This window comes from Tunturibacter empetritectus, assembly GCF_040358985.1.
GTDB lineage: Bacteria > Acidobacteriota > Terriglobia > Terriglobales > Acidobacteriaceae > Edaphobacter > Edaphobacter empetritectus.
The window spans coordinates 3094167-3110793 of record NZ_CP132932.1 but is presented as its reverse complement, the minus strand read 5'-3'; the positions used below and the strand labels follow the sequence as shown (position 1 = coordinate 3110793).

Here is a 16627-nt window from a genome sequence, read left to right as displayed (position 1 = left end):
TACTGGTTAGGTTAGGTGCTGAAATAGCGCTTGCTAAAGGAATACACTAGTGTGAGTCTCTTTTTAGGATCGATCGCAAACACCTATGTCTTCAAATAGTTTTCAGATGCGTTACTCCCGCATTCACAATATGCGGTCTCTTTTCAGCCTCTTTTCCAGCGACCTTGCTATCGACCTTGGCACGGCGAACACGCTCGTCTTCGCGCACGGCAAAGGCATCATCGTCAACGAGCCTTCGATCATCGCGGTGAACAAGATCACCAACGAGGTTGAGGCCGTCGGCAAAGAGGCCAAGGAGATGCTCGGCCGCACGCCCGGAAACATCGTCGCCATCAAGCCCATGAAAGACGGCGTCATCGCCGACTTCCGCCACACCGAAAAGATGCTGAACTACTTCATCCAGAAGGCGCACAACCGGAAGATGATGGTTCACCCGCGCATCGTCATCGGTGTCCCCTCCGAGATCACTCAGGTAGAAAAACGCGCCGTCATGGACTCCGCCTATCGCGCCAAGGCCTCCGAGGTTCACCTGGTCGAACAGGCCATGGTCGCCGCCATTGGCGCGGGTTTGCCCATCACCGAGCCCGGCGGAAACATGGTCGTCGACATCGGCGGCGGGACTACGGATATTGCAGTGATCTCACTCGCAGGCATCGTCTACTCTCGCTCCGTTCGCATGGCCGGAAACCAGATGGACGAGGCCGTGATGACCTACCTCAAGCGGAAGTACAACCTGCTCATCGGCGAGCGCACCGCAGAGCAGATCAAGATCTCCCTCGGCTCGGCCTATCCGCTCGATAAGCCCCTCTCCATGGAAGTCAAAGGCCGCAACCTCATTGAGGGCGTGCCGAAGACCATCACCATCGAAGACTCCGAGATCCGCGAAGCCCTCTCGGAGAGCATCGCAACCATCATCAATGCCATCCGCGTAGCACTAGAGCGGACCCCGCCCGAGCTCTCCGCAGACATCTCCGACCGCGGCATCGTCCTCACTGGCGGCGGCGCGCTCATCAAGAACCTCGACAAGCGCATCCGCGAGGAGACCGGGCTTCCCGTCTCCATCGCCGATGATCCCCTCGCCTCGGTGGTGCTGGGAACAGGAAAGATGCTCTCCGACTTCAAACTGCTCCGTAAGATCTCTATCGACTAGTCAACTCACGGCTATAGAGAATGTCCTGCCGGACGGCCCCTGCTTGGTCACCCCACAAACGAAGACCTGTTTGTGGGGACCCCGATTCGGCGGCGGGCGTTGGCACGCCTTTTTAGAGCTTCGCGCGGTCCTCCCGTTGGTCGGAATCAATCTTCCCTCGCGACCAACGGGAGCGCCATGCGAAGCGGTATACAAGTCACGAAGTGACCGCGCTCCGCGCAGGAGGCCGTCCGGCAGGACAGCGTCTCTTCCCAAAAAATAAAGTTGAAAAACGTGGCGCATTTTTAGCGCCCGAAACTACGACTGCTTAAACACCATCTCAGCCACGCAAACCACCACACTCCCACCAGCAAAACACCACGTCAAAACACCCAATTTTCGCAAAATCCCCTTATTTTTCGCCCATTCCACCACACAAGAAAAAACACTCCAAAAAATCCTCTAAGAAAGGTCCGGAGGATCCGTAAGACTAACCCGAATCCGGTCGATCCGCCGGTCCGTACTGGCCAGCACCTCCAGCCGCAGTCCATCCTCTTCCACCACCTCCCCGGGCAGCGGAATATGCCCGGCGATCTCTGAGACCAGTCCCCCAAGTGTCGTAGATTCATAGTGTTCCGGGAGCCGCAACGCCGTGGGATCGTCCCGCGTATCGCGAAGATCCGTCACCTCCCCCTCACCTGAATCCACCCCCTCCTCCTCAGGCTCATGCGGCTCCCCATCCTCAGCAGGCCGCGTAACCCGTTGATTCGGCTCGAATTGATCGGCAAAAAGGTCGCGCAGACGCGAAAGCTCAAACGCTCCCGAGACCACATAAGCGCCATTCGATTCGCGGATCGGTTGGTCATCCGCTTCAGGCTCATCATGCTCATCCGCAATGTTTCCGACGATCGCCTCAAGCAAATCCTCAATGGTGACAAGGCCTGCAACACTTCCGTACTCGTCGATGACGATGCGCATGTGCTGTTTTTCGCGCTGCATCTCGCGTAGCAGCTCAGCCACTTTCTTGGTCTCAGGAACAAAGGCGGCGGGGCGCTGAATTTGAGCAACCGTGCGCGTATTTGCCTCAGCGTCAAGTACTTTGAGCAGGTCATGGGCAAAGCCGATGCCGGTGACGTGGTCAAGCGAACCGTTGAAGACCGGGACACGCGAGAAGGCATGTTCGTTGATCGTCGCGGTGAACTCCTGCAGCGTGAGGGTGCCGGGAACGGCGAAGATCTCAGGGCGAGGAGTCATGACCTCAAGGACAACCTTGTCACCAAACTCCACGGCAGAGCGGACCAGTTCGCGATCAGACTCCTCGAGGATGCCCTCCTCTTCGCCGGCTTCAAGAAGAGCATCCATGGCTTCGGAGGGATGATCTTCTTCAGTGGTGTCTTCCGGCTCAGCGAGGGCAGCAATAGAGAGAAGCAGCTGCAGCAGCATAGTGACCGGAAGAATGAGATAGAAGAGCGCCTGCAGAAGAGGAAGGATGCGCGCGATCCAGAGGCCGCGGGTGCGGGAGAAAAGGAGTTGCGGGAGCAGGCGGTCGAAGATGAGGATGAGAAGAATGAGCTCGAAGACTGCGCGCAGAACCTCGCCAAGACTGGGTGTACGTGCAAGGGTTGGAACCAGGCTGGTGTGGGTGTAGAGGCGAAGGCCCGAAAGCAGGGCCAGGGTTGCCAGCGTGAGCTGGCGAAGAACCGAGGCGGAGAGTGCGATGGACTCGCGACCAAGACGAAGACGAGGTTCGACGACACTCTCCCAGGCGTCGATGTTGTCCTGATATTCGCGGGCGAGGAATTTGCCCATCTCCGAGTAGACACGATCGACGTAGGCAGCTAACGCAAGGATAACGAGAAGAAGAATGAGCGCAATGGTATACGCGTAGGCGGGAGTCATCTAGAACCTCGCGCGATTGTTTTCTTTTTTATTGCGCTGCGTTTTGTAGCGGGGCGAGTGGATGCTGTCGGTGCCCTCTTCATGGGCGGCGATGTCTTCGTCGTTTGGTCTAGCCGCGCCTTTTGCGGCAGTGTGGTGGTGCGCTCGATTAAAGTGTTAGGGAGTTTGAGCTTACAGCGGAGAGTAGCCTCGCGAGCGGCCATCTCGCCGTTGTCGGTCTCGTGGTCAAGACCGGAGAGATGGAGCAGGCCGTGTAGGAGGAGTATCTTCACTTCGTCGCACAAAGAGTGGCCGTAGGTGGCGGCCTGGCGAGCCGCGGTCTCAAGCGAGATCGCCAAGTCTCCAGCGTGCGCGTTTAAGATTTCGGCTGGAGTGGGGAAGCTGAGGACGTCGGTCGGTTTGTTTTTGCCCCGGAAGGACCTATTGAGACGGCGCAGCGTAGCGTCGTCCGCGAGCAGGACCTCGACTTCGCCTCTAAGGCCGACGGCGAGTCGAGCGCGCTTGAGAAAGCTGGTTAAACCGGAGCGGGACAGCGTCGCTTCCAGGCCTGCCGTTGGTTCGATGGCGATCATTGGATTGGCTTCGGCGTCTGGGGTGCTGAGGAGGCCGCTTGGTAGACGCGGACGTAGTCAACGAGCATCTTTTGAGGAAAGATAGTGGTCTCGTCGGGGTTGCCGGGCCAGCCGCCGCCTACGGCCAGGTTGAGAATGACGAAGAAAGGATGGTCATAGACCCAGTGAGTGCCGGGGGGCAGGTCGGCTGGGGTCCGCTCGACGATGAGGTGATCATCAAAGAAAAACTTGATGTCGTTAGGGGTCCACTCGACGGCGTAGAGGTGGTAGCCGGCGGTGACGGATTCGCCCGCAGGGAGCGGGAATTTTGCCGAAATGGGTTTGGCACCGCTGTATCCGGGGCCGTGGAGGGTGCTGTAGACCGTAGCCGGATCGCCGATGTTTTCCATGATGTCGATCTCGCCGGACCTTGGCCAGGGATTGGTGTCGATGTCGTCGCCCAGGAGCCAGAAGGCTGGCCAGATACCTTTGCCGGTGGGAAGTTGGATGCGGGCTTCGAAGCGTCCGTAGGCTTGGGAGAAGAGCCCCTTGGTGTTGATGCGGGCGGAGGTGTAGTGGCGCGGGATGCCATCCAGGCCGGTGAGGTCTTCTTTGCGGGCCGTGATGATGAGGTGGCCGTCCTGTTGATGGGCGTTGACGGGCCGCTTGGTGTAGGACTCGAGCTCGTGGTTGCCGTAGCCACCACCGCCTATGTCGTAGGTCCATTTGGCGGGGTCTGGTGAGGAGCCGTTGGGGCCGTTGAACTCGTCGCTCCAGGTGAGGCGCCAATTTGGGTTTGGAGTTGCCGGGGATTGTGCGGCGAGGGTCACTCCTGCTGCGAGAAAAATCAAGCATGCGCGGGTGAAGGTGCGCGTCAAACCTGAGCGGAGAGGCGCGGGGATGGAGTTGGCACTTGGGGGTTCGATGGTGATCATCGTGCGGAACGGTTACTCAATATCAACAGGGGGCTGGATTGGCCCCCTGTGATTGATTATCGCAGATTGGTTGAATTTATTGGGGTTTAGGTATGGGTTTGGCTGTGGACGCGAGGTTCGGGTCCGGCATGGCAACTTCGCCGATGGGAAGAGGGAGTTGCTGCTGGGCCTTGCCGTAGATGTCGTAGGCTCGAACGATGCGCTGGACGAGTTGGTGGCGAACGACGTCGACGTCTTCAAAATGGCAGAAACGAATGCCTTCTACGCCGTCAAGAACGTGGAGCGCCTCAAGGAGGCCGGACTTCTTCGGGTTGGGCAGATCGGTCTGGGTGAGGTCGCCAGTGATGACGGCCTTGGAGTTGTTGCCGAGACGGGTGACGAACATCTTCATCTGTTCCATGGTGGTGTTCTGGGCTTCGTCCATGATGATGAAGGCGTCGGAGAGGGTGCGGCCGCGCATGAAGGCGAGCGGGGCGACTTCGATGACGTTGGACTCGAGAAGCTTGTCGACCTTGATGGGGTCGAGGAGATCGTAGAGGGCGTCGTAGAGGGGGCGCAGGTAGGGGTCGACTTTTTCCTGGAGGGAGCCGGGTAGGAAGCCGAGGCGTTCGCCGGCTTCGACTGCGGGACGGACCAAGATGATGCGGCTGACTTTTTTGGCCATGAGAGCGGACACGGCCATGGCGACGGCGAGGTAGGTTTTTCCGGTGCCGGCGGGGCCCAGGCCGAAGGTCATGTCGGACTGCTCGATGGCTTCGACGTACTTACGCTGGTTGGGCGAGCGGGGCTGAACCATACGCTTGACGCCGGCGGAGCGCTGTTTGCCTGTGTCGATGAGGGATTTGAGGGTGATGGAGGGATCGGCGACGACGAGCTTGAGCATGCCGTTTAGTTCGCCGTTGTGGAGATTGATGCCGGATTTTCGGAGGGTGTCGAAGTCGGTGAAAAGTTGTTCGACGCGGGCTACGTTGGTGGCTTCGCCGGTAACGTGGATAGCGTCGGAGCGGAGATCGATCGTGACGTTGAGTTTGTCCTCGAGGAGGCGGAGGTTTTCGTCGTGGGTCCCGTACAGGGGCTCAATGCCAGGTGTGATTTCCAGGGATTTTTTAATCAAGTAGTGTGCTGACCTCCGTCAGGGGGAGCTGGGTTGGGTGCATGGCCGTTGACTTGGGAGTTTTTGAGGGGAAGTGCAGACAGTAGCTGGTAGCGCATTGGCTGCGCCCTTTGACTGCGACCGGGATGGCGGAAGGTGCCAATCTAGTGTCGAAGATGGGCAAAGAGTAGAACGTCGGGAAGATGGCGTCAAGGGGCAAATGATGAATAGATTTTGGTGCAAAACCGGGATGGAATCGCGGTACGGCATGTTTTCTAAGAATTAGATGCTTTTGGGGGGATTGAAGCAGCATTTTGGCCAGAAGAGGAGTTGACCGAAGAGCATGGTTTCCGTAGACTTAGATATTGCAGGGAGTGCGGCGGGTTTATTTAGCGCTACTCAAGGCTGTGACTGTATCCAGAGTCGCCTGGCTTTGAGTCTGCATCCCATTTTCCCCTACAAATGTAAGGGTTGAGAGAAGAGAGTTTATGGCAAATCATGTTTCGTCTTTGAAGCGCGCACGTCAGACCGTAGCCAAGACCGCGGTAAACCGTTCGAACAAGAGCAAGCTCCGTGGCACCCTGCGCCAACTGCGCGAGTCGATCGCGAAGGGCGACCACGCCGCTGCAACCACCCAGTACCGGGAGACCGCGTCGATTCTGGACAAGAGTGTGCAGAAGGGCGTTCTGCACAAGAACACCGCGAGCCGCTACAAGAGCCGCTTGAACGCACGTGTGAAGGCTGTTGCGCCGAAGAAGGCTGCATAACTTTCGGGTTTTGATGGGAAGCTGAAATTTTGGCGTAGAGATTAGGAAGAGGCTGGCTTTCGGGAGACCGCGGTCGGCCTTTTTCCGTCTATCTTATACTTTCGCATTTCGCAGCCGCAATTTTTCGCGGAGAGAATCTACTGAGGCGTGTCCTTTGGACGGTCGGAGTTGGAAGGTCTGTCCGACGGTTTGTCGGTGGGGAGGGTGTAGAGAGTAGGTGGTTTGCGATGCTCCTCAGGTGTGGGGTCGCCCGAGGCTTGAGCGGTATCGCCGGAGGGTTTCGCTGCGGGGGCCGCGTCTGCAGGTGAAGGTGTTTGGGTGGAGTCGGGAGCGGTTGTGTTCGACGCACTGGGCGCGACGGCGTTGGCCGGCTGGGCTTCGGGTTGAACGGTGGAATCGGCTTCTTCCGCAGATGGGGAGAGTTGGCTGGCGAAGCGGACCGGCAGATCGTTCTCGGCTGGCGCAGAGGTTTGCGCCAGTTTGATCGCGTTTTCTTCCTTAGGGGTGAGAGGCGGGAGACGATAGATCTCGATGGCGTCAGCGTGGATGATGGCAAGAGAGAGGCCGTCCGGCGCGAGAGCGAAGTTCTGGCCTGCGCGCTCAACGGGGGTGCAGTCGGCATGGAGGATTTGCTTGCCGCTGTCGGTCTGATAGACAACAACAGTTTGCGCCGAGATCTCGTCCGCGCTGACGGGCTGATCGGCTACAGCAGAGGAATGGAGGAGAACGCGGCTGAGCGCGAACCGTCCGCTGGATGGAGCGTAGACGAGCGACGGAGCGATGAAATCGCCGAAGAGACCCTGCTCCCACATCTCCTGCCCCCGCATGTTGAAGCCACCGACAGCACCGATGGTGTGACCCGTGCGACAGCCGAAGACGATGAACTGGCTATGGCTGACAAAGAGGGGAAAGGGCGGACAGGTGGAGTCGAAGGGCGAGAGTTCGTCGACCTTGCCGGCGTAGGAGTGGAAGTCGAAGGCATAGTGCTGATGTCCTTGATCGACGGTGGAGAGGTATCCTGCGACCGAGACGGGAAGGCCTCCGGCACCTTTGGAGCGGCCAGCACCGGCAGGACTTGCTTTGACTTGTGCGCCGGGTTCAGTTGGCACGTAAAGACGATAGAAGTTGATTTGAACGACTTGCGGCTCTGGAGCCGGTTCAACCGGGGTAGGGCCGAAGAGAGGAGCCTTTGGCTTGGGAACGGGGGGAGTACGTTTGACGGTCTCCACCGTGAGGAGATCAGCATCGGGGGAGAGGATGACGACGGCGATGCGGCGATCTTCTGTGGCAAGAAATGGATGTTCTGTAAAAGGCTGGCCGGTCGCCAGGTTAGCGAGTGGAGCGAAGGTTGTGAGAGTGTCACGGATGCGCAGGAGGAAGTGGCCGTGGCCGAGGCTCCAGAGATATTGGCCATGATCGTGGGTACGCCATGTGGTGCGAGCCAGAACGTGGCCGGAGGGTAGCTCGAGCAGGACGGCGTCGATGGTGCGATCCATGTCGTCTTCGGGCTCGTCGGGCAGGCGCTTGAGCAGGTGGCGGGCGCTGAAGGTGAGCAAAAGATGCTGGTCGTCGACGTAGTGGATCGTCAACATGGAGCTTCCTGCGAGAAGGAACTGCTCGGAAAGTGGTTGGAATCCGAATGACTCCAGCGGCAGTCGCAGCGAAGGTTCCGGGCCGCGGGCGGCGAAGACAGGGAAAGCCATCGGAAAGAGCAAAACACCTATGAGCGAGAGGCGTCGGCAAAACGTCGAAATGAGATATCTGGGAACCGTCATGGGGGTAGATGCGTATCTCTGCTCACCGAGAACGCTCGAGTAATGCTTTCACAGACGCGCGGGCGACGCCAATGTATGCGGACGGCTGGACGAAAATAACAGCTACGCTGGGTTGGTGATACAAAGGCTGCAGAAATTCCGCATGAAAAAGGATAATTAAATGTTGAAAGCATGGACGTTGGAAGTTCCTGGCAGGATGAGGCGGCGGGCTGGACTTGGTGCAATGATTGCCGTGGCTATGACTGGCACTTGGAGTGTTGGCTGGGCACAACAAGCGAAGCTGGTGAGCGATAGCAGCAAGCCGACTGAAACCTATCTCCCGATTCCGGGATTCGATACCACCTCCCTGGATGCCTCGGTCGATCCATGTAATGACTTTTACAAGTTTGCCTGCGGGAAGTTCGCGGCAAACCATCCGATCCCTGCAGACCAGGCCGGCGTCGACCAGTTTTACGCGCTGTACAACGTGAACACCCAGTCGCTGTATGGAATTTTGACCAAGGCGGCTGCCGGTGGCGCGGGCCGTTCGCCTGACGAGCAAAAGATTGGCGACTTCTACAAGGCGTGTATGGATACGGATGCGATTGAAGCGAAAGGAATTGCTCCTACGGGGCCGTTGCTCAGTGAGATCGATGCAGTGAAAAGCAAGGAAGAACTGTCAGCCTTGGCCGGCAACCTGCAAAGGATCGGCGTGAATGTGTTCTTTGGTTATGGGGAACAGCAGGACTTCAAGGACGCAACCAAACAGATCGCATCTGTGCAGCAGGGCGGGCTCGGATTGCCGGAAAAAGACTATTACCTGCGAACGGGAGCGAAAGATGTTGAGCTTCGGGATCAGTATGTCGCACACGTCGCGAAGATGCTTGAGCTGGCGGGGAGCTCGCCGGAAAAGGCGACAAAGGATGCTCATTCGATTCTGACGTTCGAGACGGCACTGGCCAAGGCATCAATGGGTGTGACCGAGATGCGCGACCCGGAGAAGACTTATCATCTACAACCTATTGCCAAGTTTGAAGCGACAGTGCCGGGGCTGAACTTTGGAGAGTTTCAAGACGCAATCCATTCGCCGAGGGTGAGCGAGATCAATAATGCGACGCCGGAGTTCTTCCCTGCGCTGACTAAGGAGATTGATGCGACGAACCTGGAGACGCTGAAGGCTTACCTGCGATACCAGGTGTTGACGACTTATGCGGGCAGATTGCCGAAGAGATTCGATGCCGAGAATTTTGACTTTTACGGACGCAAGTTGAACGGGCAGCCGGAGCAGGCCGCGCGTTGGAAGCGTTGTTCGAACTCGGTGAATGGCGCGCTGGGAGAGGCTTTGGGTAAGGTGTATGTGGAGCAGTACTTCGCCGGAGACAGTAAGGCGAAGATGATGGAGATGGTCGCTGACATTGAAACGGCCATGGGACACGATATCGATCAACTCGACTGGATGTCGGCTACGACGAAGACGCGGGCGAAAGAGAAGCTGCACCAGGTTACAAATAAGATCGGCTATCCGGATAAGTGGCGAGACTACACCAAGCTGGAGATCAAGCCGGACGATGCGCTGGGGAATGCACGACGTGCGGATGCATTCGAGAATGATCGGCAACTGGCGAAGATCGGGCAGCCTGTCAACATCTTCGAATGGGATATGACGCCACCGACGGTGAATGCGGACTACGACGATAGCCAGAATACGATCAACTTTCCTGCAGGAATTCTGCAGCCTTCGTTCTACGACCCGAAGCAGGATGACGCCGTGAACTATGGGCATATTGGCGCAGTGATTGGTCATGAACTAACGCATGGGTTCGATGATCAAGGCAAGAAGTTTGATGGGAAAGGCAACCTGAGCGACTGGTGGACGGCGGAGGATACGAAGAACTTCGTGGCTCGGACGGACTGCCTGGCGGATGAGTATGGCAGCTTCGTTGCCGTCGATGATGTGAAGGTGAATGGCAGGCTGACGCTAGGCGAAAATACCGCGGACAACGGCGGTTTGCTGCTGGCTTATATGGCTTACCTCGATCGCGCAAAGAAGGAGGGCGTCGATCTGACAGCGAAGAAGGACGGATACACGGCCCCGCAGAGGTTCTACATCGGTTACGCGCAGAACTGGTGCGAGAATCCGCGGCCGGAGCAGGTGCGGACGCAGGTGCTGACCGATCCTCACTCGCCGGACCACTTCCGTGCGAATGGTGCGATTGTGAATCAGCCTGGATTTGCGGCGGCGTTTGGCTGCAAGAAGGGCGCGCCAATGGTGCCGGTGAAGAGTTGCCGCGTCTGGTAAGCAAGTTGGCATAACCTTTCCGGTTCGGATTGCTGCGGGAGAGAGGCTTCGGCTTTCTCTCCCGTTCGCTTTTAATTGTGCGAGAGTGGAAGGATGGTGGTTTTAGAGAAACGACGGGCACTGGGGTTTGCGGCTTGTGCGCTGGCTAGTTCGCTGTGGGGGTGCGGGTTCTTCTTCGGGAAGATTGCGCTGGCGGAGATGAGCTTCGCGCATATGGTGCTGTACCGGTTTCTGTTTGCGATGGTGGTGCTGCTGCCGTTGCTGGTGACCCATCGCCCGGGGTTGAACCGGCGGGAGTGGGGAATGCTGCTGGCTGCCTCGTTTCTTGGGGTGCCGCTGCAGTTTCTGATTCAGTTCTATGGGTTGTCGATTACTACGGTGAGCCATGCCTCGCTGATGGTGGGGACGATGCCGGTGATTCTTGCGGTAGGGGCGGCGGCGTATGCGCATGAGCGGATGGACTGGGTGGGGTGGGTGGCTCTGGCGGGATCTACCTGCGGGGCGGCTCTGATTGCGCTGGGTGGTGGATTGCACGCCAAGGGGGGCGCTACGCTGGCTGGGGATGCGCTGGTGGTGGTGTCGTTGCTGATTGCGCTGTTCTGGATTCTCTTCAACAAGCAGTTGATGGGGCGGCACTCGCATATTGTGGTGACGGCGTATGGGTTGCTGCTTGGGACCTTGATGCTGATGGTGTGGGTCCCGGTGCGGTATGGGATGCCGCCGATGGCGGGGGTGTCGGTGAAGGCTTGGCTGGCGCTGGCTGCGAGTGGGGTGCTGTGTACGGCTACGACTACCCTGTTGTGGAACTGGGGGATGACGCAGGTTCCGGCTTCGCAGGCGGGGGTGTTGCTGAATATGGAGCCGCTGATTGGGAGTTTGTTGGGAGTGATTGTGCTGGGGGAGCGGCTGGGGCCGAGCGCCTGGGTTGGGGGCGGGTTGATTCTTGCTTCGGCGGTTACGTTGACGACGCGGTCGAAGACCAGGGTGCGCGAGGAGACGGTGGCTTTTAGCCTTTAGCTTCTAGCTAAAGGCTGAGAGCTAAGGGCTAAAAGCTGTTTTTTGGTGGTGTGGCGCCAGATGAGGGTGAGGGTGGTGCCCGCTACGATGAGGCCCGCACACAGGCCCATCCAGAGGCCGACGGCTCCGTAGTGGAGGCGGAAGCCGAAGAGGTAGCCGATGGGGAGACCGATGATCCAGTAGCCGACGATCTGGACGATGAGGCCGGCGTGGGTGTTCCCTGCGCCGCGGAGCGAACCGGTGGCGGTGATCTGGAGGCCGTCGAAGAACTGGAAGATAGCGGCTACGAAGAGCAGGGGGATGGTGGCAGCGATGACGTCGCGATCGGCGGTGAAGCTGCTCGCGATTGCGTGGGGCATAAGAAGCAGAACAGCGGAGAAGCAGGCCATGACGCCTGCGCCGAGTAGGATTGCGGCCCAACCTGCGGAGGCCGCTTCGCTGGGAGCTTTGCGGCCGATGGCCTGGCCGACGCGCACTGCGGCTGCGGCGGAGATGGCGAAGGGGACCATGAAGGTGAAGCTGGCGCAGTTGAGGGCGATCTCGTGTCCAGCGAGGGGAAGCCGCCCCATGACTCCGATTAGAAAGGTGACCATGCCGAAGATGGAGATTTCGACGAAGATCTGACCGCCGGCGGGTGCTCCGAGGAGGGCGAGGCGGCGGAGGCGGCGGGGCTCGAAGTGGCGGGCCATGCTGCGGAGGCCGTAGTGGTGGCGGCGTTCGATGCGCCAGAGGGCGATGACCATGAAGAGGGCGAGATAGCAGCGGGAAAAGGAGGTCGCGAGGCCTGAGCCCGTGACCCCGAGGGCCGGGATGTGGAGGGGACCGAAGGAGTGCCCGTAGATAAGGAACCAGTTGCCGACGACGTTGACGAGGTTTGCGGTGACCAGAGCTGCGGCGATGGGCCGGACGTGGTTGAAGGCCTGAAGGTAGCGGCGGAGGGTGAAGTAGAGGAAGAGGGCCGGGGTGCCGTAGTTGAGCGCGTCGAGGAAGGCGACTGAGCCGGTGAGGACGGCGTGGTCGATGGGGAGGCGGAGCATGAAGGACGGTGCGCAGAGGATGATGAGGATGAGCGTGAGGGCGAGGCCGGCGGCGAGGAGGAGGCCGTGGAGGAGCCAGCGGTTGGCCTCGTCGAAGCGGCCGGCCCCGTGAGACTGGGAGAGGTAGGTGTCGAGGCCGAGGAGGACTCCGGCGATGCCGAAGGCGATGGTGTTGTAGAGGACCTGGCCGAGAGCGGCAGCGGAGATGGCGAGTGCCGGATTGGCCATGTGGCCGACCATGATGGTGTCGACGATGCCCATGGACATCCAGCCGAGTTCGGCAAGGATGAGTGGGAGGGCTAGGGTGAGCACGGGCTGGATCTGCTGGCGGATGGACATCGTGCTATCTGGTACCCCCCTCCCCCCTCTCGGGGTATCTTGTACGCAAGTTCAATCGAATCTGCGGGTTAGAAGGACAATTATCCACTTGACACAGAAAAGCTTTAGGCGAATACTCTTTTCAGCGAGGTAAGTGTATGAACCTAATAGACATTACCAAGAAATTCCAGTCCGATGTTGAATGCTTTGAATTCCTCGAACAGCAGCGTTGGCCTGATGGAGTCGTTAGGTGCGTAACTTGTGGCAATGACAAGATCAGCCGCATTACCCGTAAGACCTCAGCTACCACTAAGAACAAACGCGCTCAGATATTCCAATGCCTAGAGAAGACCTGCAAGCAACAGTTCTCTTGCACCTCTGGCACCCTCTACAACGACACTCGCCTACCTATTCTGACTTGGTTCATGGCTGTAGAGATGGTTATGACCGCAAAGAAAGGCATGAGTGCAGTACAGGTACAGCGTCATCTAGGTATTAAGTCTTACCAGACGGCGTGGCACATGGTTCACCGCATCCGTGAGGCTATGGATATGAAGGGTAGCTCTCCCATGACCGGAATCGTGGAGATTGACGAAACCTATATCGGGGGCAGAACAAAGCGCAGATTCAATCGGGCAAGTGAGCCTAAAGCACCGAAGGACGTTGTTGTGGCGATGCGTGAGCGCACCTATAAGAGCACCAAGACCACTGGTCGCGTTCGCTACTTTCATGTCAAGGATGCCAAAGCAAGTTCGATTGGTCCGATTCTAGAGGCCAACCTTGCCGACAACGTAGCTCGTATCTACACAGACAATGCGGCGGTCTATGACTTCGCAATGAATGAAACCTTGAGCAAGAAACACCGCTCGGTCAATCACTCTATCCAGTGGGTTGTTCCCGGATCACGCATCCACACTAATACGGTAGAGTCATCATTCTCGCTATTGAAGCGTGGTTTGATTGGTAGCTTCCACCGTGTTTCTACCAAACATCTACAACGCTACCTCAATGAGTTTGAGTATCGCTTCAATGAGCGCAACTCTACCCAACAGTTTGAGAACTGTGTAGCTGAGATGTGTGCAACCAAGCCACTCACTTTTCGCAAACTGGTTTCGAAGCCTGATCTACCTTTTTAGGAGGTATGATCTTGCCTGTCGTCTTTTTCTTACCCAGTTTTGAATCAGCGTGCTTCTTGGGTGGCATCTTCAGCATGTTGCCGATGACACGTTTAAATTCATCTTCATCTACTGGCATCAAGACTCCCTAGTACAGAAAATTTTATATTGATATCAAGGTCTAAAACGTGGCGTCGCATAGCGGAGATATTGATCTCTTTGGTGGTGGTGTTTGGCATTGGCTTTGTAGTGGGCATTCAATACTCAAACTCCCTTCCAGAACTCACCCCACAGACCAGCAGCGCGAACGAGAATGGAACAGTAACAAATGAAAAAGAGAATGAGTCCTATTGGGACAAGATAGGCAAACCCGAAGTTCTTCCTGTTTGGCTTGCCATGCTTATCACGGGGGCAGTCGGGTACATAGCTCTGCGTACTTTGGGAGACATCAAGAAGCAAACTAGGATAGGTTTGAGGTCTTCCAAAGCAGCCACAATCGCTGCTAATGCTTCCCTGAAGAGTGTCGATATCGCCGCTGTGAGTGGTCGCGCTTGGGTTGCCGATGCCATCAGAGACATGGAATGTCTCCCCGAAGTAAACGGAAAAATCAGAACGTATATCACCCTGAAAAACTGGGGGAAGGTTCCTGCTCTCGTGGTTGATTTGAAAATTAGGTTCCACACTTTCGGAATTGAGGGTCTGTCCCCTAACCCAGTTGTCCTTTTGCCAGCCAATCCGACGTATGACGCAAAGCAGGTAATCCTTGAGTTGGGGAGTCACGGTGTCATATTGGCTCCCGATCAGGAGGTTACCGTTGCCCAAGATTTTGAAGAGGACTCGGGAAAACTGACAGTCGGTAATGCGCTTCTTATCAACTCCAATCTGAAGCGTTTGGTTTGTTATGGTCTCGTCACATATGAAGACGGATTTGGGCAGACTAGATTCACGCAGTTTTGCCACATGTGGGATAAGGGATACGACCCTGAAGGCGTAATCCCGAACTTCCGCAGACTCGGGCCGGACTATTACAATCAAGCAACATAACAAGAAGACTGTAATGTGGGTTTTTCTCATCTCAGACCATCCAATTTCTGGACAAATCTGAAGTCCTTAGTATTTCTGTGTGAACTGTATAGTTGTCGTTAGAAGCCTATGGTGTCTGCAAAATATTCATTTCAAATGGCTTACGGCTAAAATACTTGTTTTGTGCAGTTTAGCGTGTGATTACATGGAAAAGATAAAACCCCGGAGTTGCGCCGGGGTCTTTTTGAAGCCTGTTACCAGTATAGCTGGTTGAGTGAAACTAATACGCCACGCGAATCTCCTTGTCTGGCGCGGGGATTAGTGAGTTTGGGGGTTGACAAAGAAAGAGCGGTACTGCCAGCTCAGGGCTATATAGATTCTTGTAAGGGGAATGGGCTGAAAGGGACGAGCCCGGTTAAGATGGTTTCGAGTTTGTCGGGATCCTTCGCTCCGCTCAGGATGACGGCAGAGGCTTGAGCGTTTAGGGTGATGGCAGGCTTGAGGCTCAGGATGACGGCAAAGCTTGAGCGCTCGGGATAATGGCGATGGCTTGAGACTAGACATGACGGCAAAGGATTGAAAGCTCGGGATGACGTTGGTGGACGCATTTTGGAAGCGGGGAATCAAACGTTTGTGAGCTTCCGATGGTTGGGACAGGTCAGCTGCAAAATTGCTTACAGGATAGGGAACTGAATGCGCGCTTATGTTGTGGAAGGTCCCGATGCAGGGTTTACGTAGGGCGAGCTTCCCCGCCCTGTTCCGTTGGCAGGCCAGGTGTTGGTTCGGGTGCATGCGAGCGGGGTGAATCCGCTGGATACCAAGGTTCGGGCTGGGAAGGCGGCTCATGCGAAGCAGCCGCTGCCTGCGGTGCTGGGACTTGATATGGCTGGCGTGGTGGAAGAGGCCGGTGAGGGCGTGACGACGCTGCGGTCCGGCGATGAGGTGTATGGCATGGTGGGCGGCGTGGGGGGATTGCAGGGGACACTGGCGGAGTTTGTGGTCGCCAGCGCGGATCTGGTCGCACTGAAGCCGAAGTTGCTCTCGATGCGCGAGGCTGCGGCGCTTCCGCTGATAACGATCACGGCGTGGGAGGGGATGGTCGATCGCGCGAAGGTGCATGAGGGCCAGAGGGTGCTGGTGCACGCCGGGGCGGGCGGAGTGGGGCATATTGCAGTGCAGCTGGCAAAGGCGTTTGGGGCGGAGGCCTTCGCTACGGTCTCGGCGGAGAAGCAACACTACGTGGAGGAGTTTGGTGCAGTGCCTATCGACTACCGCACGCTTTCAACTGAGCAGTATGTCGCGCAGTACTCCGATGGGGAGGGCTTCGATGTGGTGTATGACACGGTGGGAGGAGCGACGATTGACGCATCTTTCGTTGCGGTGAAGCGGTATACCGGCCATGTGGTGAGTTGCCTGGGGTGGAGTACGCACTCACTGGCTCCGCTCTCGTTTCGCGGGGCGACGTACTCTGGTGTGTTTACGCTGATGCCTCTGCTGACCGGGCGAGGACAGGCGCATCATGGGGAGATTCTTCGCGAGGCGGCGGCGCTGGTGGATAGCGGCAAGCTGCGGCCGTTGATGAATGAACGGCGCTTTAGTGGGGCAGATCTAGATGCTGCGTATGCGCTGGTGGAGTCTGGTGCTGTGGGCAAGGTGGTGGAGCTTTAGTGCAGTATTTGCTGCTGGTGTG

13 protein-coding genes are annotated in these 16627 nt (G+C 57.4%); 7 read left to right on the top strand and 6 right to left on the bottom strand.

Going from position 1 to position 16627, the window contains the following annotated elements; translation table 11 throughout:
* Positions 1 to 85 precede the first annotated feature (85 nt).
* Positions 86 to 1150 carry a rod shape-determining protein gene (locus RBB75_RS12880; RefSeq protein ID WP_306459659.1) on the top strand — a complete coding sequence of 355 codons (1065 nt, stop codon included), beginning with the start codon at positions 86 to 88 and terminating at the stop codon, positions 1148 to 1150.
* Between the two features lie 441 nt (positions 1151 to 1591).
* Here RBB75_RS12880 and RBB75_RS12875 read toward each other — a convergent pair whose 3' ends face one another.
* The 4 genes from RBB75_RS12875 to RBB75_RS12860 form a co-directional block, all read right to left on the bottom strand.
* Positions 1592 to 3028, bottom strand: a complete 1437-nt coding sequence (locus tag RBB75_RS12875; RefSeq protein ID WP_179637160.1) for a hemolysin family protein — start codon at positions 3026 to 3028, stop codon at positions 1592 to 1594.
* On the bottom strand, positions 3025 to 3600 hold the full coding sequence (ybeY, locus tag RBB75_RS12870) for an rRNA maturation RNase YbeY (RefSeq protein ID WP_179637159.1): 576 nt from the start codon (positions 3598 to 3600) through the stop codon (positions 3025 to 3027). The genes RBB75_RS12875 and ybeY overlap by 4 nt, the downstream gene beginning before the upstream one ends.
* Positions 3597 to 4514 carry a glycoside hydrolase family 16 protein gene (locus RBB75_RS12865; RefSeq protein WP_179637157.1) on the bottom strand — a complete coding sequence of 306 codons (918 nt, stop codon included), beginning with the start codon at positions 4512 to 4514 and terminating at the stop codon, positions 3597 to 3599. Before RBB75_RS12865 ends, ybeY begins: the two co-directional genes overlap by 4 nt.
* Before the next feature lie 76 nt (positions 4515 to 4590).
* Positions 4591 to 5628 carry a PhoH family protein gene (locus RBB75_RS12860; protein WP_353068297.1) on the bottom strand — a complete coding sequence of 346 codons (1038 nt, stop codon included), beginning with the start codon at positions 5626 to 5628 and terminating at the stop codon, positions 4591 to 4593.
* Between the two features lie 467 nt (positions 5629 to 6095).
* Between RBB75_RS12860 and rpsT the strand changes: the two genes are divergently transcribed.
* Positions 6096 to 6374, top strand: a complete 279-nt coding sequence (gene rpsT / locus RBB75_RS12855) for a 30S ribosomal protein S20 (protein ID WP_183768804.1) — start codon at positions 6096 to 6098, stop codon at positions 6372 to 6374.
* A 137-nt stretch (positions 6375 to 6511) separates the two neighbouring features.
* On the opposite strand, the gene RBB75_RS12850 is transcribed toward rpsT, so the two are convergent.
* Positions 6512 to 8077 carry a hypothetical protein gene (locus RBB75_RS12850; RefSeq protein WP_353068296.1) on the bottom strand — a complete coding sequence of 522 codons (1566 nt, stop codon included), beginning with the start codon at positions 8075 to 8077 and terminating at the stop codon, positions 6512 to 6514.
* A gap of 232 nt (positions 8078 to 8309) precedes the next feature.
* On the opposite strand from RBB75_RS12850, the gene RBB75_RS12845 reads away from it, so the two are divergent.
* The gene (locus RBB75_RS12845; protein ID WP_353068295.1) at positions 8310 to 10427 is read left to right on the top strand and encodes a M13 family metallopeptidase; all 2118 of its coding nucleotides are present in this window, start codon (positions 8310 to 8312) and stop codon (positions 10425 to 10427) included.
* Positions 10428 to 10520: 93 nt separating this feature from the next.
* Complete coding sequence (locus RBB75_RS12840) at positions 10521 to 11444, top strand: DMT family transporter (RefSeq protein WP_179637149.1); 924 nt, start codon at positions 10521 to 10523, stop codon at positions 11442 to 11444.
* On the opposite strand, the gene RBB75_RS12835 is transcribed toward RBB75_RS12840, so the two are convergent.
* The gene (locus RBB75_RS12835) at positions 11441 to 12820 is read right to left on the bottom strand and encodes an MATE family efflux transporter (RefSeq protein ID WP_179637148.1); all 1380 of its coding nucleotides are present in this window, start codon (positions 12818 to 12820) and stop codon (positions 11441 to 11443) included. The two genes, RBB75_RS12840 and RBB75_RS12835, sit on opposite strands and share 4 nt — an antisense overlap.
* A gap of 137 nt (positions 12821 to 12957) precedes the next feature.
* Here RBB75_RS12835 and RBB75_RS12830 point away from each other — a divergent pair, with 137 nt between their 5' ends.
* The 3 genes from RBB75_RS12830 to RBB75_RS12820 all read left to right on the top strand — a co-directional run bounded on the left by RBB75_RS12830 (position 12958) and on the right by RBB75_RS12820 (position 16605).
* Positions 12958 to 13935, top strand: coding sequence for an IS1595 family transposase (locus RBB75_RS12830; protein WP_353068294.1), 978 nt, complete (start codon positions 12958 to 12960; stop codon positions 13933 to 13935).
* Positions 13936 to 14124: 189 nt separating this feature from the next.
* A complete protein-coding gene (locus tag RBB75_RS12825; RefSeq protein WP_353068293.1) occupies positions 14125 to 14958 on the top strand; it encodes a hypothetical protein in 834 nt (277 codons plus the stop codon).
* Positions 14959 to 15711: 753 nt separating this feature from the next.
* Positions 15712 to 16605, top strand: a complete 894-nt coding sequence (locus tag RBB75_RS12820; protein ID WP_353068292.1) for a zinc-dependent alcohol dehydrogenase family protein — start codon at positions 15712 to 15714, stop codon at positions 16603 to 16605.
* Positions 16606 to 16627 lie beyond the last annotated feature (22 nt).